We start from the raw sequence: 18,439 nt of genomic DNA on the forward strand, positions 1-18,439 counted from the left end.
AAGTACAGCCTGCCGCCCCGCCCAGCCCGTCATGTGTTGCGCAATGAGTACAGTCAGATAAAATTAATACAACACGACGGAACGGATCGACTCGCCGCTCTTCATCAGGTCGAAGCCCTCATTGATGCGTTCGAGCGGCAAACGGTGCGTGATCAGGTCGTCAATATTGAGTTTGCCTTCCATGTACCAGTCGACGATCTTCGGCACGTCCGTGCGGCCGCGCGCGCCGCCGAAGGCCGAACCGCGCCATTCGCGCCCCGTCACCAGCTGGAACGGGCGCGTGGAAATTTCCTGCCCGGCCGCCGCCACGCCGATGATGAACGATTTGCCCCAGCCCTTGTGCGTGCACTCGAGCGCCTGGCGCATCAGGGTCGTGTTGCCGACGCATTCGAAACTGTAGTCGGCGCCGCCGTCCGTCAGCTGCACGATGGCGTCGACGACGTTGTCCACCTCGTTCGGGTTAATAAAATGCGTCATGCCGAACTTGCGCGCGATGGCCTGGCGCGCCGGGTTGATGTCCACGCCGATGATTTTATCCGCGCCGACCATCTTCGCCGCCTGAATCACGTTCAGGCCGATGCCGCCCAGGCCGAAGACGGCCACGTTGGCGCCCGCCTCGACCTTGGCCGAGAACAGGACGGCGCCCACGCCCGTCGTCACCCCGCAGCCGATGTAGCAGACTTTATCGAAGGGCGCATCTTCGCGGATTTTCGCCAGGGCGATTTCCGGCACGACGATGTAATTGGAAAAGGTGGACGTGCCCATGTAGTGGAACAGCGGCTGGCCATTCAGCGAGAAGCGCGAAGTCGCGTCCGGCATCAGGCCGCGGCCCTGCGTGGAGCGGATGGCCTGGCACAGGTTCGTCTTTTGCGACAGGCAGAATTTGCACTGGCGGCATTCCGGCGTGTACAGGGGAATGACGTGGTCATCCTTTTTCAGGGTCGTCACGCCCGGACCCACGTCGACGACGACGCCGGCGCCTTCATGGCCGAGGATGGCGGGGAAGATGCCTTCCGGGTCGGCGCCGGACAAGGTGTAGTAATCGGTGTGGCAAATGCCCGTCGCTTTCAGCTCGACCAGCACTTCGCCGGCGCGCGGGCCGGCCAGGTCGACTTCTTCGATGGTCAGCGGGGCGCCCGCCTTCCAGGCAATCGCGGCTTTGGTTTTCATGGGATGTCTTCCTGCTCGGTTTCAGATGCGCCATTATCGGGCGCCGGCGGGCGCGGTGGCGCGGCGGACTTCGCGCTTGTCTGAAAACGCGGCGCATTTGTCCGATGCCGCCGTACGTTTGCGCCAGCTCAAACTTCCCGCCACGAAGACGCGCATTCTAGGCACAAGCCCATCCCCTCTTGAGCCGCCATTGCGTCGTTCCCGCAGGAGACCGACATGCGCCACCCCCTACGCCGACTGTCCCCCACCTGGCTGGCCCTGCTGCTGGCCTGCTGCCTGGGCTTGCTGGCCGCGTGCGGCGGCGGCGACGCTACCCCTGCGCCCGGCAGCGGCAGCCTGAACGTCACCATCCGCGGCTTGCCAGCCGGCGTGGCCGCCGCCGTCACGGTGACGGGCCCCGCGTCGTACAGCAAGCTGCTGACGGCGTCCCGCACGCTCGATGGCCTGGCGCCCGGCGCTTATGCGGTCAGCGCCGCCAGCGTGCTACAAGGAACAGCCAGCCTGGTGCCCGTGCCGGCGACGCAGCAAGTGCGGCTTGCTGCCGGCACCACGGCCAGCGTCACCGTCACGTATGCGGCCGGCGCGCCGCTGGCCATGCGCCTGCAGGAAGTGGCCAGCGGACTGAATGCCCCCATCTTCCTGACGGCGCCGCCGGGCGACAGCCGTTTGTTCATCCTTGAACGCCCCGGGCGCATACGCGTGGTGCAAGACGGCAACCTGCTGGCCACGGCCTTCCTCGACATCACTCCACTCACCACCACCGACGGCGAGCGGGGCCTGCTGTCGCTGGCCTTCCATCCGCAGTACACCAGCAACGGCTATTTCTTCATCTATTACACCAACCTGGCCGGCGAGATAGCCATCGAGCGGCGGCAAGTATCGGCCGGCAACGCCAACGTGGCCGATCCCCTGTCCGCGCTGGCCATCCTCACGATACCGCATCCCACATTCAGCAACCACTATGGCGGCTTGCTCAGCTTTGGGCCGGATGGCTACCTGTACGCGGGCACGGGCGATGGCGGCAGCGGGGGCGACCCGCCCGGCAACGCGCAAAACACGAACGTTCTGCTGGGCAAGCTGCTGCGCCTGGACGTCAACGCCAGCAGTGTGGCCCAGCCATATGCCATTCCCCCTGGCAATCCATTTGCCACGGCAGGCGGACGCCCTGAAATCTGGGCCTACGGCTTGCGCAATCCATGGCGCTACGCCTTCGACGTGCAGGCCCAGCTGCTGTACATCGCCGACGTGGGCCAGGCCAACTGGGAAGAGGTCGATGTGCGTCCCGTGGGTCAGGCGGGCAACAACTATGGCTGGAACATCATGGAAGGATTGCACTGCTATAACAACGCCAGCTGCAACCAGACGGGACTGGTCCCGCCCGCCATCGAATACGGCCACGATACGGCCGGCGGCTGTTCGATCACGGGCGGCTATGTGTACCGGGGCACGGCCTTGCCGGAACTGGCGGGACAGTACCTGTATTCCGACTATTGCAGCGGCTGGTTGAAAAGTTTCAGCTACAGCAATGGCACGGCCTCGGCCGTGACGGACTGGGGCATCACGAACGTGGGCAATATCCTGTCGTTTGGCCAAGATGCGCAGAACGAGTTGTACATGCTGAGCGGCACGGGCAAGGTGTACCGCATTGTGCGCAACTGAAGCGCAGCGCGTGCGGCAGGCGGCGTTTTTCGACGGCGCGCGGGGAACCGGCTAGAATTGCATTTTCCGCCGCGCCCTGCGCCCTAGCCCAAGAGAACACCATGGCCCGTTTGAAACTTGAATTCCCCGAAGACCAGTATTGCTATTCCTCGCAACTGACGGTACGCACGACAGACATCAACGCCGGCAACCATCTCGGCAACGATTCCATGATTTCCATGATTTCCGAGGCCCGTGCCCGCTTCCTGTTCGAATATGGCGTGCGCGACATCGAAGCGGACGGCACCGGCATCATCGTCACCGACCTGGCCACCACCTACCGCGCCGAAGCCCATGCGCGCGACCAGCTGCTGTTCGAGGTGGGCGTCATGGATTTCAACAAGTATGGCGGCGACATCACCTTCCGCATCACGCGCCCGCGCGACAACACCCTGATCGCCATGGCCAAGTCCGGCTTTGTGTTTTTCAACTATAAGCTCAGCCAGGTCGTGCCCATGGCGGAAGATTTCGGCAGCAAGTTCCCACAGGTGAACTGGATCGATTAATTCGCGCGCCATGCTGTATGCTTGCCAGGAAGATAATTAATTCTGGAGCCGCATGCGATTAGCGATAAGGGCAGGACTGTGCCTCACCCTGGCGTTGCTGGGCGTCTCGCCATGCGCCGTGGCCGCGCCGCAAACCGTCATCCTGTATGGCGACGACGATTATGCGCCGTACAGCTATGTGGAAAACGGCGTCTTCAAGGGCATGTATGTCGACATCCTGCGCCAGGCGGCGGGCAGGATGCCCGGCTACCGGCTGGAACTGCAGCCGCGTCCGTGGAAGCGGGGGCTCGATGCGCTGGAAAAGGGACAGGTTTTCGGCCTGTTCCCGCCCGGACGCAAGACGGAACGGCCGTATGTGCAACCGTATTCGGCCATGTTGTACAGCGAATCGGTGGTGCTGTTCTGCCGCGACGCCGTCATGCGCACGCCGCGCACGCACTTTCCGGCCGACTTTGCCGGCCTGACCATCGGCGTGAATACAGGTTTTTTGCTCTCGGAAAAATTGATGGCGCCGGCCCGCGCAGGACTGTTGCGCCTGGAGGCGGCCAAGGGCAATGAAGCCAATCTGAAAAAACTCGCCCTGGGGCGCATCGATTGCTACGCCAGCGACCGCGGCGCGGCCCGCCACACGGCGCGCCGGCTGCAAGGTGAATTGGCCAGTTTCGGCTTTACCTTGCATGAAGTGCTGGAGCTGTCGTCCGAAGCCACGTATATCGCCTACAGCGCCCGCAACACGCCGGCCTACAAGGCCGATTTCATCGAGAAAATGAATGCCGCCCTGCTCACCATGCGGCAGAGCGGCCAGCTGGCGCGCATCGAAGAGGCTTATTTGCGTTGATTACCTGCGCTGAACGTCGCGCGGCTGCAAGGTGATCACGGGACTACTGCGGCCCTGGGGCTTGACGCCGAACGTATTCTTGAACCATTCGTCGATCATGCGCTTTTCATAGCGCAAGGCATCGTTGCTGGAATAACGATTGATATGCTGCAAATACGACATATCCGACAGATAGGCGTTGCCGCTGGCAATGACCTTGCCATCTTGTTCGAGCGTATAGCGCAAACGCAGGCGCGGCCAGTCCGCACGGCCCGTCAACACGCGCACATCGAAGGCGCCACGGCGCGCCGGGTCTTCGCGTCCCGCCAGATCGACATCGGTGATCTCAATCCTGAGGTCCTGGCCATGGGGCAAACTCTTGCCCAGCCAGGTGAAGTGATTGGCCAGGCCCGCCAGCACCTGCTCCCGGTCGCGCGAGCTGAACGGTACATCGGAATAATCGTCGGGCTTGTCGAACGTCACCTGGACGCCCGCCCAGGCGCTGCCGCCAGCGGCCAGCGCCAATGCGGCCACCCATGTTTTCGTCATTCTGGAAATACGCATATGCATTCCTTTCAGAAAATTCACGGCAGGCAGACGCTGCAATGCCGCATCTGCCTGCTCACGTCCGACTATAGACCGAAGTGAAAATTTCCGGAGCGCAATACGTTTCGCGCGGCCGCAGACCACGCGGCTAGCTATGCCAGGCAAGCTGTACTGCTTACTTGCGCGCCTGGCGCTTCACCTTGACGCCAAAGGTATCGGCATACCAGTCATCGATCATCAGCTTTTCATAGCGCAGCTTTTCATCGCTGAAGTAACGATTGACGCGGCTCATGTACGACATGTCAGACAGGGCTGCATCGCCACTGCGAATGACCTTGCCATCCTGTTCCAGCACATAGTGCAGGCGTATGCGCGGCCAGTCGGCCCGGCCATTCAGGACGCGAATATCCCGCCCGGCACGCAGGGATGGATTCTCACGTCCCGCCAGATCCACGTCCGTCACGTCGATTTTCAAGGTCTGCCCGGGCGGCAGCGATGCACCCAGTTTCTCGAAATGCCGGCCCAGTTCCTTCAACACCTCATCGCGTTCCTGCGGATTGAACGGAATATCCGTGAATTGATCCGGTTTGCTGAACCGCACTTCTGTTCCTGCCCAGGCGGCGCTGCTGGCCAGCAAGGCCAGGCCCACGACCAGGGCGCGCGTCGTTTGCTTTTGCATGATGTACCCTTTCAGGAAATGTGAGTGGCATGGCGCCACTTCTTATGCCTATTTAAATATAGCGCGCCGCATCCCATTCTGGCGCGGAATTCATACCTTGTTACTTTTCTGATTTTCCGTCAGAAAGGCGATACGCCGTATTTTTTGCAGATTCATTGGCAATATTAACTAAAACAAAGTATTGTCTTGAAAATATAGTTGCCTAAGCGATAAAGTATAGAACGTGTCAGCCGCATGGATTTGCAGTGCTTTTTTGGCAAGCGTGTTGCATGATTCTAGTCAATTGTTCTTGCTTATTGTTAATACTTAGCTGTCAGTCTACAATCGACAAAATGCGCCCGAAAAACGCGCAACGCCAGTAGTGGCGCACAGGCAAGCCTGGCGCGGGCGTCTCAGCATTGCGTCAGTTATGCCTTTTAGCGGAACTCGCCCTTATGTCATTTTTGTCTTCAGCCTCACCCAAGTTACCCCCCTGGAAAGTCTTGCTCGTCGACGATGAACCCGACATCCATGACATCACCGAGCTGACATTGAGCCGTTTCCGCCTGGAAGGCCGCGCCCTGAGTTTCGTGCATGCCTACAGCGGCGCCGAGGCCAAGCAGGTGCTGGCGCGCGAGGCCGGCATCGCGCTGGTGTTTCTCGACGTGGTGATGGAACGTGAAGACAGCGGCCTGGAAGTGGCGCGCTGGATGCGCGAAGACCTGGGCAACCAGTTTACGCGCATCGTGCTGCGCACGGGCCAGCCGGGACAGGCGCCGGAAGAGCGGGTGATCGTCAACTACGACATCAACGACTACAAGGAAAAGACGGAACTCGACCGCACCAAGCTGTTTACCACCACCTTTGCCGCCTTGCGCGCCTACCGCGACATCATGAAGGTGGAAGAGGCGCGCCAGGCCCAGCTGCACTACCGCGAGGGACTCGAGCGCGTCATCGCCGCCTCGGCGCACATTTTCAAGCAGCGCAACCTGCGCGACTTCGCCAGCGGCCTGCTGCAGCAAGTCGTCGCCCTGCTGCGCCTGGAAACGAGCATGCTGCTGCGCCTGCGCGGCGCCAGCGCCATCACGGGCGAGCAGGACTATGAAATCCTCGCGCAAATCGGCGACACGGACGACGGCATCCTCAGCCCTTCCCTGCTGTCGCAGCTGGACCATGCCAAGAGCAACAAGATCTCGCGCCTGCACGGCGACACCTATGTCGGCTATTTCCCGAACAGCAGCGGCAAGGCGTCCTTGCTGGTACTCAAGGGCGTGGAAGAGATTTCCGACCTCGACGCGCAATTGCTGGAAGTCTTCTGCTCCGGCGTGGCGATCGCCTTCGACAACATCCTGCTGACGCAGGAAATCACCGATACCCAGGCCGAGCTGATCCTGCGCCTGGGCGATGTGGTCGAATCGCGCTCGCACGAAGGTGGAAACCATGTGCGCCGCATGGCCGAAGTGTGCCAGCTGCTGGCGCAGGCGTCCGGCATGTCGGAAGAAGAAACCATGGTGCTGCGCCACGCGGCGCCCATGCACGACATCGGCAAGATTTCCACGCCCGACGCCGTGCTGCTCAAACCGGGCAAGCTCGATGCGGCCGAATGGGAAATCATGAAGCAGCATCCGACGGTGGGCATGTCCATCCTCGACGGCTCGCAGCGCCCGCTGCTGAAGGCGGCCGCCGTGATCGCCCACCAGCACCATGAAAAATACGACGGCAGCGGCTACCCGCAAGGCCTGGTCGGCGAAAACATCCACAAATACGCGCGCATCGCCGCCGTCGCCGACGTCTTCGACGCCCTCATGCACAAGCGCTGCTACAAGGACGCCTGGCCGCTCGAACGCGTGGTCAGCTACCTGCGCGAAGTGAGCGGCAGCCACCTCGATCCGCGCTATGTGGAATTGCTGATTGCGAATCTGGATGAGGCGCTGGCGTTGAATCAGCGTTTCCCTGACTGATATTCACGGCCGTCGTTTTCATTCTGCGAGCCCGCGCCGCAAGAGCGCCTGAAAAACGTTCAGGGCAAGGCGCGCGGTCGCAGACAGTGCGAATAGCACGGCAAGACCAAGCAACGCAGCCATGGACGTTTTCTCAGGTGCTCTTAGGCTCCAATGGGAAGCGTATCTTGTAATGCAACCCCATCCCCGGCGCACTGACCACCTTCACCGTGCCGCCAAGCGGCCCCGTCACCAGGTTATACAGGATGTGCGCACCGAGGCCGCTGCCGCCGGAACCGCGCTTGGTGGTGAAAAACGGGTCGAACAGCTGGCCCAGGGTGGCGCTGTCCATGCCCATGCCGTCATCGCTGTAGTCAAGTTCCAGCATCTCGCCGGCCGTCCGGGCGGACAGCTTGATCTTGCCCGGCTCGCCTTCGACAAAACCGTGCACCAGTGAATTGACCACCATGTTCGTGACGATCTGCGAGACGGCGCCAGGATAGCTGCGCAGCTGCACCTCGGGCGCGCAATCGATGTCCACCCTGACCGGCTTGCCCTTGAGCTTGGGCTGCAAGGACAGCAGGATTTCATCGAGGTATTTGCGCAAGTTAAAGCTGCGCAATTCGTCCGAGGACTGGTCCACGGCCACCTGCTTGAAGCTGCGCACCAGCGCCGCGGCGCGCTGGGTATTCGTCGTCATGATGCGCAGGGTCTGGTCGATGATGTCGAAGAATTGCCGCAAGCCGTCTTCATCGAGCTGGCCGCCGTCCAGGTCTTCGCGCGTGAGTTTCAATTCCTGCACCAGGTGGCTGGTGGCCGTCACGCAAATGCCCAGCGGCGTATTGATTTCATGCGCCACGCCCGCCACCAGGCGCCCCAGGGAAGCCAGCTTTTCCTGGCGCACCAGTTCCGACTGCGCTTCCTGCAAGGCGTTCAGGGCGCTGTTCAGGGCCGCGTTCTGCTCTTCCAGCGCCTCCTTGGCCTGGCGCATGGCGCTGTCGGCCTGGATGCGGGCCATCGCCACGGCCACGTGGCTGGCCATGAAGGCCAGCACATCCAGTTCCGCCTGGCCATATACGACGGAGCTGTCATAGCTTTGCACGATGATCACGCCATATTTGCGCTCGCCCAGCAGCATGGGCGCGCCCATCCAGCTGGCGATGCTGGTATTGCCCAGCGGCTCTTCCATCTCGCCGCTGGCCACCAGCGCCGCGTAGCTGCCCGCATCGAGCAGGCAAGCCTGGCGCCGCGCCAGCACGTAAGAACTCATGCCTATGCCGTAATGAAAGCGTTTCACGGGCGCCTGCGCATCCTTCTCGTCGACGAAATACGGGATCGTGATGTCCTTGTTGTCCGGGTGATACAGGGCGATGAGGAAATTCTTTGCCGTCACCAGCTCGCTGATGATGGCGTGCAGGCGCGCGTACAAGGTCGTCGCGTCGGCCGCCTGCGCCGACAGGTTGGCGATTTCATACAGCGCGTGCTGCAGGTTTTCCGCGCGGCGCCGCTCGGCCACCTCGTGCGCCAGCAGGGCCGTGCGCTCCTGCACCGCCTTTTCCAGCCGGTCCATGCTTTGCATGCCTTGCAGTGCGCTCGACACGTGCGTGGCGATCAGCGCGAACAGGGCCTGGTCTTCCAGGCTGAAGCGGTGCTGCGCGTCGTAGCTCTGGATGACGATGGCGCCCAGCACCTGATGCTGCTGGTCCAGCAGCGGGCAGCCGATCCAGTGCTCGGCCGCCGTGCCGCCGCCCCATGCGCCGCCGCCGATGGCGCGCATGGCCTCGTCGTCGGCCGTCATCACCAGCTGCTTGCGGTTGACGATCACCCAGGCCGTGGGCGACTGCGCGGCACTGGCCAGGCGCACGCCTTCGTCCGGATCGGGCGCGGCGTCGAATTCGTCGACAAAATAGGGAAAGCGCACGAGGCCGTCGTCATGGTCGCTGAGCGCCACATAAAAGTTCGCCGCATACATGATGCGTCCCAGTGCCGCATGCACCGCCTGCAGGAATTCACTGATATCGCTGCAGGTGCTCGAGCGCTGCCCGATTTCCAGCAACACGGTTTGAACGGCTTCAAGGCGGCTGAGGCGGCTTTCCATGGATGGCTATGTACCTTGTGCAAGTATATTTTCTGAAAATCAATATTATCAGTTCAGCCCGGCCTTGGCACGGCATAAAACGGACAATCTTGCCTTAAGGCATAGCAACACACGCCACGCACGCATTTGCCACCTTGGCGATACAGTGGCAGACTAGGCCCCTTCCTACAGATCAGACCGTCCTCATGACCGCCACGCTACGCGCCTCGCTTCGTCCCTACACCCTCGCCGGCCTGCTGGCCTTCGCCGCGCTGGGCATGCCGCCCCTGTGCGCCGCGCCGGCCAAGGCGCCGGCGGCGGAAACGGCCGATGGCGGACGCTATTTCGGCCCCCTCGTCGCGGGCAAGATGCACGGCCAGGGCCGGCTCGAATATGCGAGCGGCGCGTTCTACGAGGGGGGCTTCGCGCGCGGCGTGTTTTCCGGCCAGGGCAAGCTGCGCCAGGCGTCCGGCGTCGAATACACGGGCGCCTTCCGCCAGGGCGCCTTCGACGGCGTCGGCCGCTACACCTCGCCCAAGGGCGAAATCTATGCGGGCAGCTTCGTCAAGGGCAGCTTCGAGGGACAAGGCCGCTTCCAGGGTGCCGACGGCGCCACCTTCGAAGGCCAGTTCAAGCACTGGCGCCCGCACGGCGCCGGCAAGCTGACCGACACGGACGGCACCGTCTTCGAAGGCGACTTCGTCCAGGGCCAGGTGCAGGGCAAGGCCACCGTGACCACCAGCGACGGCATCCACTACGAAGGCGAGCTGAAAGACTGGAAATTCGAGGGCCAGGGTGTGCTGCGCACGGCCGACGGTGACGAATACCGGGGCGGCTTCAAGAATGGCCAGTTCGACGGCCAGGGCGTGCTGCGCTATGCCGTGGCGCAGGCGGACGGGCGGCGCGAAGACAGCGGCAACTGGACGGAAGGCCAGCTGGACGACCCGGCCTTGGATAAGCTCACGCGCGACAATATCGAGCTGGCCCTGTACCACCAGCGCACCTTGCTCGACGGCGCCCTGGCCCGCATCGCGCCGCGCGATGCGGCGAAAAAGATCAATCTGTATTTGCTGGGCGTGGCCGGCGATGGCGCGCAGGAAGTGTTTCACCGCGAAACGGCCTTCGTGCAGCGCCAGTTCGACCGCGATTACGGCACCGTGGGCCGCTCCCTGATGCTCGTCAACAGCCGCAACACGGTGGCGCAGCAGCCGATGGCCACGCGCACCAGCATCGCCGCCAGCCTCGACGCGCTGGGCACGAAGATGGACAAGCAGAACGACATCCTGTTTTTGTTCCTCACCAGCCACGGCTCGCCCGAGCATGAACTGGCGCTGGCGCAAAACGGCATGGACCTGCACAGCCTGCCCGCGCAGGAACTGGCCACCATGCTCAAGCACAGCGGCATCCGCTGGAAAGTCATCGTGATCTCGGCCTGCTATGCGGGCGGTTTTATTGCGCCGCTGAAAGATGACCATACTCTCATCATCACGGCCGCGCGCGGCGACCGCACCTCGTTCGGCTGCGACGACCAGAACGATTTCACCTACTTCAGCGAGGCATATTTCAAGGAAGCGCTGCCGAAGAGCGCGGGCTTTGCCGAAGCGTTCGAGCAGGCCAAGGTGCTGGTGCAGGCGCGCGAGGCGGCCGATTTCCGCGAAGGCGGCATGGAAGCGGAAGAGCATTCCGAGCCGCAGCTGTTCCAGGGCAAGGCCATCGCCGCGCAACTGAAGGCGTGGCGCGCCCAGCCACGTTAAGCGCTTCTTTCTGTACAATAGCCGTGACCATGCGTAAATTCTTCCTCATTTTGCTGCTGTTCGTGCTTCCGCTCCAGATGTCCTGGGCAGCGGCGAGCGCGTATTGCCTGCACGAGGAAGGCAAGGCGGCGCAGCACCTGGGCCACCACAGCCACCAGCACAAGGCCGATGCGGACAAAAAACCGGTCGCCGACAAGGCTGACAAGCAATCCAAAGGCCAGCCGCACAGCGACTGCAACGTCTGCCATGGCATCGGCCATGCATGGCTGCCGGCCGGCTCCAGCCTGCCCGTCGGCGACATGGCGTCCGTGAACGCGGACACCGCCCCCTTCTTTTACGCTTCCCACATCCCGGACGCTCCCAAGCGCCCCGACTGGTCGTCGGCCGCCTAGGCCGACGGGACGTCCCATTCCACTTGTCGCAACGCGCGCCCTGACATAGCTCGGGCGCCAGCCTGCGCGTCCCGTCGAATTCTTTTCCATGTTTTTTGGAGAATTCGATGCACCGATTCATCTTGTTACTATCCGCTGGCCTGCTGGCCGGCAACTTTGCCCACGCGCAATCTAGCGTGGAAGCCGCCGCGCCGCTGACCCTGCCCGCCGCGCTGCTGCTCGCCGAAGGCGGCAACGCCACCCTGTCGGCCGCCCGCCATGAACTGGCGGCGCAAGGCGGCGCCCTGCAACAGGCGCGCGCCCTGCCCAATCCGGAACTGCAAACCGTGCTGGAAGACACGCGGCGCGCCACGCGCAGCACCACCGTGCAACTCAACCAGCTCATTGAGCTGGGCGGCAAGCGGGGAGCGCGCGCCGCCGTCGCCCAGCGCGGCGAAGACCTGGCGCAAGCGGGCCTGTCCCTGCAGCAGGCGGAAACCCGCGCCGCCGTGAGGTCCGCCTTTGTCGACGTGCTGGCGGCGCAGGAAGGCTTGCGCCTGGCCGACAGCGCGCAAGCCCTGGCGGCGCGCGCCAGCGACATTACGGCGCGCCGGGTGACGGCCGGCAAGGCGTCCCCGGTCGAGGAAACCCGCGCCAGGGTGGCCGAGGCGAGCGTGCGGCTGGAACTGAACCTGGCACGCAGCACCTTGGCCAGCGCGCGCAAGCGCCTGGCCGCCCTGTGGGGCAACGCCTCACCCCGCTTCACCCTCGCCGAGGGACGCCTGGAAACCTTGCCGGAGCTGCCCCCGGCCAGCGAACTGGCGGCGCGCCTGGAGCAAGCCCCGGCCGTGCGCCAGGCGCACAGCGCGCTGGCGCAGCGGCAAGCCATGCTGGACGTGGAACAGCGGCGCGCCACGCCCGACGTCACGATCAGCGTCGGCATGAAGCGCTCGGAAGAGCTGGGCCGCAACCAGGCCATCATCGGCCTGGCCTTGCCGCTCCCGCTGTTCGACCGCAATGCGGGTAACAAGCTCGACGCCCTGCGCCGCAGCGACAAGGCCAGCGACGAGCTGGCCGCCGCCCGCATCGATGTGCAGACGAAGGTTGCCGCCGCCAGCGAACGCCTGGCCACGGCCCGGCTCGACGTGGAAAGCTTGCGCCAGGACATCTTGCCTGGCGCGCAGAGCGCCTACGACGCGGCCAGCAAGGGCTTCGAGTTCGGCAAGTTCGCCTTTCTCGACGTGCTCGACGCGCAGCGCACCTTGCTGCAAGCCAAAAACCAATACCTGCACGCGCTGACGGAAGCGCAGCACGCCGCCGCCGACATCGAGCGCCTGCTGGGCACACCAGCTCCCCTGTAAGGAAGACCCGACATGAACATCACACTCAACAAGAAACAAACGCTCGCCATCGCGGCCATCGCGGCCGCCGGCATCGTGCTGGCCGTTCTCATCCTCGGCACGGGCAATTCCAGGACCCCGCCGCCCGCCGCCGCCAAGGTGGAAGCACATGCTGAAAAGAAAGACGAACATGGTCACGAGGAAGTGGAAGGCCGGCTGGAACTGACGGCGGCGCAAAGCAAGACCGCTGGCGTCGTCATCGCCACGGCCGCGCCCGGCCGCATCAAGACGACGGTGGCCCTGCCCGGCGAGATCCGTTTCAATGAAGACCGCACGGCCCACGTCGTGCCGCGTCTGGCCGGCGTGGTGGAAGCCGTGCACGCCGACCTGGGCCAGCTGGTCAAGAAGGGACAAGTGCTGGCCGTCATCGCCAGCACGGAATTGTCGGAACAGCGCAGCGCCCTGCTGTCGGCGCAGCGGCGGCTGTCACTGGCCCGCTCCACGTATGAGCGCGAGGAAAAACTGTGGCGCGAGAAAATTTCGGCCGAGCAGGATTATCTGCAGGCGCAGCAAGCGTGGCGCGAGGCGGAAATCGCCGTGCAGAACGCGCAGCAAAAGCTCAGCGCGCTGGGCGCCAACGCCACCAGCAAGGGCCCGCTGAACCGCTACGACATCCGCGCGCCGTTCGACGGCATGGTGCTGGAAAAACACATCACCCTGGGCGAAGCCGTCAAGGAAGACGCGAACATCTTCGTCATTTCCGACCTGTCGACCGTGTGGGCGGAAATCGCCGTGCCGACGAAAGACCTGGCCACCGTGCGCATGGGAGGCAAGGCGGAAGTGAAAGCGTCCGCGTTCGACGCCAGCGCGCAAGGCACGATCACCTACGTGGGCGCGCTGCTGGGCGAACAGACGCGCACGGCCAAGGCGCGCATCAGCTTGCAGAATCCCGACATGGCCTGGCGCCCGGGCCTGTTCGTCACGGTGGAAGTGGTGTCCGGCGAAGCGGACGCGCCCGTCACGGTACACAGCACGGCCATCCAGACGGTGGAAGACAAGCCCGTCGTCTTCGTGCAGGTGAAAGATGGCTACCAGGCCACGCCCGTGGTGCCGGGCCGCAGCGATGGCAGCTTGACGCATATCAAGCAGGGCCTGGCCGCCGGCACGCCGTACGCGGCGCAAGGCAGTTTTGTCCTGAAGTCCGAGCTGGGCAAGGACTCCGCCGGCCACGAACATTGATCACGTCAAAGCTAAGGAAACCATCATGTTTGAACGCTTGATCCGCTTCGCCATCGACCAGCGCTGGCTGGTGATGCTGGCCGTGGCCTTTATCGCCGGCCTGGGCATCTACAATTACCAGAAGCTGCCCATCGACGCCGTGCCCGACATCACCAATGTGCAGGTGCAAATCAATACCCAGTCCGCCGGCTATTCGCCGCTGGAAACCGAGCAAAGGGTCACCTTCCCCATCGAGACGGCCATGGCCGGCTTGCCGAACCTGGAACAGACGCGCTCGCTGTCGCGCTACGGCCTGTCGCAAGTGACGGTGATCTTCAAGGATGGCACGGACATCTATTTTGCGCGCCAGATGATCAACGAGCGCTTGCAGGAAGCGAAGGAAAGCTTGCCGGCCGGCATCACGCCCAAGATGGGGCCCGTTTCCACGGGCCTCGGCGAGATCTACCTGTGGACGGTGGAAACGCAGGACGGCGCGAAAAAGCCGGACGGCACGCCGTACACGCCGACGGACTTGCGCGAGATCCAGGACTGGATCATCAAGCCGCAGTTGCGCAACGTCACGGGCGTGACGGAGATCAATGCCATCGGCGGCTATGCCAAGCAATACCAGGTGGCGCCGTATCCGGAAAAACTGGCCGCCTACGGTATCAGCCTGCAAGACGTGGTGACGGCGCTCGAGCGCAACAACAGCAACGTGGGCGCCGGCTACATCGAAAAACAGGGCGAGCAGCTGCTGATCCGCGCGCCGGGCCAGGTGGCCTCGAAAAGCGACATCGGCAACATCGTCGTCGCCAACGTGCAAGGTGTGGCGATTCGCATCCGCGACGTGGCCGACGTGGTGCTGGGGCGCGAGCTGCGTACGGGCGCGGCGACGGAAAACGGCCGCGAAGTAGTACTCGGCACGGTGTTCATGCTGATCGGCCAGAACAGCCGCGCCGTGTCGCAAGCCGTCGATAAAAAAATGGTGGAGATCAACCGCAGCCTGCCGAAAGGCGTGCACGCCGTCACCGTGTATGACCGCACGGTGCTGGTCGACAAGGCCATCAATACGGTGAAGAAAAACCTGCTCGAAGGGGCGGTGCTGGTGATCGCGATTTTGTTCCTCTTCCTCGGCAATATCCGTGCGGCCGTCATCACGGCCATGGTGATACCGCTGGCCATGCTGTTCACGTTTACGGGCATGGTGCAATACCATGTGAGCGCCAACCTGATGAGTTTGGGCGCGCTGGACTTCGGCATCATCATCGATGGCGCCGTGGTGATCGTGGAAAACTGCGTGCGCCGCCTTGCCCATGCGCAGCAAAAACTGGGACGCCCGTTGACCTTGCAAGAACGTTTTCACGAAGTGTTTGCGGCATCGCAAGAAGCGCGCCGTCCTTTGCTGTATGGCCAGCTGATCATCATGGTCGTGTACCTGCCCATCTTCGCGCTGACGGGCGTGGAAGGCCGCATGTTTACGCCGATGGCCCTGACGGTCGTCATCGCCCTGCTCGGTGCCATGCTGCTGTCGATCACCTTCATCCCCGCCGCCGTGGCACTGTTCATCGGCGACAAGGTGGCGGAGAAGGAAAACGCCATCATGCGCGCCGCCAAGCGCTGGTATGCGCCGCTGCTGGACAAGGTGATGCGCAACACGCCCGTCGTGTTGACGGGCGCGGCCGTGGCCGTAGTGCTGTCGGGCTTGCTGGCCACGCGCATGGGCAGCGAATTCGTGCCCAGCCTGAACGAGGGCGACATCGCCATCCAGGCCCTGCGCATCCCCGGCACCAGCCTCACGCAATCGCTGGCCATGCAACAGCAGCTGGAAAACAAGCTGATGGCAAACCACAAGGAAATCGCCCGCGTGTTCGCCCGCACGGGAACCGCCGAGATCGCGTCGGACCCGATGCCGCCGAATATTTCCGACGGCTACATCATGCTGAAACCCCGCAAGGAATGGCCGGAACCGAAAAAGTCGCGCGAGCAATTGCTGGCGGAAATCGAAGCGACGGCCACCAGCTTGCCGGGCAATAACTACGAGTTTTCGCAACCGATCCAGCTGCGCTTCAACGAACTGATTTCCGGCGTGCGCAGCGATGTGGCCGTGAAATTGTTCGGCGACGACATGCTTGTCCTCGACGGCACGGCGGCGAAGATCGCCGGCGTGCTGGGCAAGATTCCGGGCGCCACGGAAGTGAAGGTCGAGCAGACCACGGGCCTGCCCATGCTGACGGTGCAGATCGACCGCGAGCAGACGGCGCGCTACGGCCTCAACATTGCCGACGTGCAGGCGGCGATCGCCACGGCCATCGGCGGGCAAGAGGCCGGCACCCTGTTCCAGGGCGACCGCCGCTTCGACATCGTCGTGCGCCTGCCCGACAGCCTGCGCAGCGACCTGGAGCAACTCAAACGCCTGCCCATCGCCCTGCCCCTGGGCGCGGCGGCGGAAGGCCGCGCGCGCTTCATCCCGCTCGGCGAGGTGGCCAGCCTGCACGTGGCGCCGGGGCCGAACCAGATCAGCCGCGAAGACGGCAAGCGCCGCATCGTCATCAGCGCCAATGTGCGCGGCCGCGACATCGGCTCGTTCGTGGCCGACGCCACGCGGCAGTTGCAGGCGCAGGTGGCCATTCCGGCCGGCTACTGGACCAGCTGGGGCGGCCAGTTCGAGCAACTGCAGTCGGCCACGAAACGCCTGGAGCTGGTGGTGCCGGTGGCGCTGGCCCTCGTGTTTGTATTGCTATTCGCCATGTTCGGCAACGTGAAGGATGGCTTGCTCGTGTTCAGCGGCATCCCGTTTGCCTTGACGGGCGGCATCGTCGCCCTGTGGCTGCGCGACATTCCCATGTCGATCTCGGCGGCGGTCGGCTTCATCGCCCTGTCCGGCGTGGCCGTGCTGAACGGCCTGGTGATGATCGCCTATATCCGCCAGCTGCGCGAACAGGGCATGCCCTTGCGGGAGGCGATACGTACAGGGGCGCTCACGCGCCTGCGGCCCGTCTTGATGACGGCGCTGGTGGCGTCCTTGGGTTTCGTGCCGATGGCGATCGCCACGGGCACGGGCGCCGAAGTGCAGCGCCCGCTGGCCACCGTGGTGATCGGCGGCATCCTGTCGTCGACGGCCCTGACCCTGCTGGTGCTGCCGCTGCTGTACCGGCTGGCGTACCGCAAGGAAGAAGAGGTGGAAATGCACACCGCGCCCGCAGGCGCGGCGGTGTAGTCATGAAGCCAGGCGTAGCAAAATCGTAGCGAGCGGCTCCGATTTGTGGCTGAGAAGCGCAGCTGTACTCACGTACAGCGAGCATCGGAGGCCGCAAAGCGTGCCGCGCAGTAGATTTTGCTAGCCTGGACGGCGGTAGCCGCCTTCGATCCAGTTCGCGGCCGACGTGGCGTTGAACTTGAAGGCGGCCGAGGTGCGCACCTTGGCGATCTGTTCGCCGTCGGCGTCGTAGGCGCTCAGTTCCGCGTACGGGTGGTCTTCGTCGGGCACGATGTCGAACATCACCTTGATTTGCCCCTCATCGGTGGCGACGAACAGGTTCTTGTGCAATTGCGCATGCAGCTGCTGCTCGTGGCGGCGCAGCACTTCCGAGGCCGTCTTGACCAGCGTATTGAAGGCGTTGACGTCGAGCGGCTTCGGGTTTTTCTTGTCGCGGCCCATGGTCCACGGGCCCACCAGGGCCGGCTCCGGTTCGCCATCCTTGATCATGGCCACGGCCCAGCCTTCATCTTCCTCGTTCTTGATCACCCGCGCCGTCCAGCCATTGCCTACCCACAGGCGCGGCTCCTGGATCGGGGCGTCATTGTCCTGCTCGGCTGCTTCGTCGGAAAAGTCGGGGAAATCGGTACTCATGGCGGTGCTCGTGATGGAAGGTCGGGGCTAGCATGATAGACGAAATCAGCCGCCCGTGCCGCCTTGCCGGTGGCATGGCGGCACGTCCAGCACTGCCGTCCGGCACCTGCGCCCCGGCAGCCGTCAGCACATGGACATGGCAGGCCGGTTGGGCCAGGTCAGCGGTGGACCGGGCGGTAACCAGCGCGGGTCGATGGCCGGCAGCGGCGCATGGTAATTGAACGGGGTGATGATGATCGGCGGTATCGCCGATGGCGCACCGACGGGCTCGGCGCAGGACTGCGTGGCGCTACGCTGGCGCGTGATGCGATGGTCAGGGGGGGATAGCGATTGATCCCCGGTATCTGCAAACAAAAGCATGTTGCCCTCCTTGCGAGACTGAGGTATTCAGTATAGGACGGCTTGCGCACATTACAAGAAAAGAAATCTTGTTCCAGATCAGCGTTTTTCTGGCCCCCAGCGCCTTCCATACCGTGAAAATGACGGTCTGTCGC

The 18,439-nt window shown here is 63.6% G+C and carries 15 protein-coding genes; 9 read left to right on the top strand and 6 right to left on the bottom strand.

Annotated features, from left to right (window positions below):
- Nucleotides 1-63: 63 nt before the first annotated feature.
- Nucleotides 64-1,170 (bottom strand): S-(hydroxymethyl)glutathione dehydrogenase/class III alcohol dehydrogenase, encoded by a 1,107-nt coding sequence (locus tag GCN78_RS13520; RefSeq protein WP_070217735.1) that lies wholly within the window; start codon nt 1,168-1,170, stop codon nt 64-66.
- A gap of 216 nt (nt 1,171-1,386) precedes the next feature.
- Here GCN78_RS13520 and GCN78_RS13525 point away from each other — a divergent pair, with 216 nt between their 5' ends.
- From GCN78_RS13525 to GCN78_RS13535, 3 genes are all read left to right on the top strand, one after another.
- Nucleotides 1,387-2,829: a PQQ-dependent sugar dehydrogenase gene (locus GCN78_RS13525; RefSeq protein ID WP_152252187.1), complete on the top strand. Its 1,443-nt coding sequence runs from the start codon at nt 1,387-1,389 to the stop codon at nt 2,827-2,829.
- Nucleotides 2,830-2,930: 101 nt separating this feature from the next.
- On the top strand, nt 2,931-3,374 hold the full coding sequence (locus tag GCN78_RS13530) for a thioesterase family protein (protein WP_034784316.1): 444 nt from the start codon (nt 2,931-2,933) through the stop codon (nt 3,372-3,374).
- Between the two features lie 52 nt (nt 3,375-3,426).
- Complete coding sequence (locus GCN78_RS13535; protein WP_152252188.1) at nt 3,427-4,212, top strand: substrate-binding periplasmic protein; 786 nt, start codon at nt 3,427-3,429, stop codon at nt 4,210-4,212.
- On the opposite strand, the gene GCN78_RS13540 is transcribed toward GCN78_RS13535, so the two are convergent.
- Together GCN78_RS13540 and GCN78_RS13545 are read right to left on the bottom strand one after the other, a co-directional pair.
- Complete coding sequence (locus GCN78_RS13540; RefSeq protein ID WP_152252189.1) at nt 4,213-4,755, bottom strand: DUF3016 domain-containing protein; 543 nt, start codon at nt 4,753-4,755, stop codon at nt 4,213-4,215.
- Nucleotides 4,756-4,912: 157 nt separating this feature from the next.
- Nucleotides 4,913-5,416 carry a DUF3016 domain-containing protein gene (locus GCN78_RS13545; protein WP_152252190.1) on the bottom strand — a complete coding sequence of 168 codons (504 nt, stop codon included), beginning with the start codon at nt 5,414-5,416 and terminating at the stop codon, nt 4,913-4,915.
- A gap of 434 nt (nt 5,417-5,850) precedes the next feature.
- On the opposite strand from GCN78_RS13545, the gene GCN78_RS13550 reads away from it, so the two are divergent.
- Nucleotides 5,851-7,356, top strand: a complete 1,506-nt coding sequence (locus GCN78_RS13550) for a DUF3369 domain-containing protein (protein ID WP_152252191.1) — start codon at nt 5,851-5,853, stop codon at nt 7,354-7,356.
- 133 nt (nt 7,357-7,489) lie between these two features.
- On the opposite strand, the gene GCN78_RS13555 is transcribed toward GCN78_RS13550, so the two are convergent.
- On the bottom strand, nt 7,490-9,433 hold the full coding sequence (locus GCN78_RS13555; RefSeq protein WP_152252192.1) for a GAF domain-containing sensor histidine kinase: 1,944 nt from the start codon (nt 9,431-9,433) through the stop codon (nt 7,490-7,492).
- A 185-nt stretch (nt 9,434-9,618) separates the two neighbouring features.
- On the opposite strand from GCN78_RS13555, the gene GCN78_RS13560 reads away from it, so the two are divergent.
- The 5 genes from GCN78_RS13560 to GCN78_RS13580 all read left to right on the top strand — a co-directional run bounded on the left by GCN78_RS13560 (nt 9,619) and on the right by GCN78_RS13580 (nt 17,312).
- Nucleotides 9,619-11,166 carry a C13 family peptidase gene (locus GCN78_RS13560; protein ID WP_152252193.1) on the top strand — a complete coding sequence of 516 codons (1,548 nt, stop codon included), beginning with the start codon at nt 9,619-9,621 and terminating at the stop codon, nt 11,164-11,166.
- A 29-nt stretch (nt 11,167-11,195) separates the two neighbouring features.
- A complete protein-coding gene (czcI, locus tag GCN78_RS13565) occupies nt 11,196-11,558 on the top strand; it encodes a cation efflux protein, CzcI family (RefSeq protein WP_152252194.1) in 363 nt (120 codons plus the stop codon).
- 107 nt (nt 11,559-11,665) lie between these two features.
- Complete coding sequence (locus GCN78_RS13570) at nt 11,666-12,898, top strand: TolC family protein (RefSeq protein ID WP_152252195.1); 1,233 nt, start codon at nt 11,666-11,668, stop codon at nt 12,896-12,898.
- 12 nt (nt 12,899-12,910) lie between these two features.
- Entirely contained in the window at nt 12,911-14,116 is a 1,206-nt protein-coding gene (locus GCN78_RS13575; protein ID WP_152252196.1) for an efflux RND transporter periplasmic adaptor subunit, read from the top strand.
- A gap of 25 nt (nt 14,117-14,141) precedes the next feature.
- A complete protein-coding gene (locus GCN78_RS13580; RefSeq protein ID WP_152252197.1) occupies nt 14,142-17,312 on the top strand; it encodes an efflux RND transporter permease subunit in 3,171 nt (1,056 codons plus the stop codon).
- A 120-nt stretch (nt 17,313-17,432) separates the two neighbouring features.
- Here the strand turns inward: GCN78_RS13580 and GCN78_RS13585 are convergent, their stop codons facing one another.
- Together GCN78_RS13585 and GCN78_RS13590 are read right to left on the bottom strand one after the other, a co-directional pair.
- Nucleotides 17,433-17,945 (bottom strand): hypothetical protein, encoded by a 513-nt coding sequence (locus GCN78_RS13585; protein ID WP_152252198.1) that lies wholly within the window; start codon nt 17,943-17,945, stop codon nt 17,433-17,435.
- 123 nt (nt 17,946-18,068) lie between these two features.
- Nucleotides 18,069-18,305: a hypothetical protein gene (locus tag GCN78_RS13590; protein ID WP_152252199.1), complete on the bottom strand. Its 237-nt coding sequence runs from the start codon at nt 18,303-18,305 to the stop codon at nt 18,069-18,071.
- Nucleotides 18,306-18,439: the final 134 nt, after the last annotated feature.

It is taken from the genome of Janthinobacterium rivuli (assembly GCF_009208735.1).
Lineage (GTDB): Bacteria > Pseudomonadota > Gammaproteobacteria > Burkholderiales > Burkholderiaceae_D > Janthinobacterium.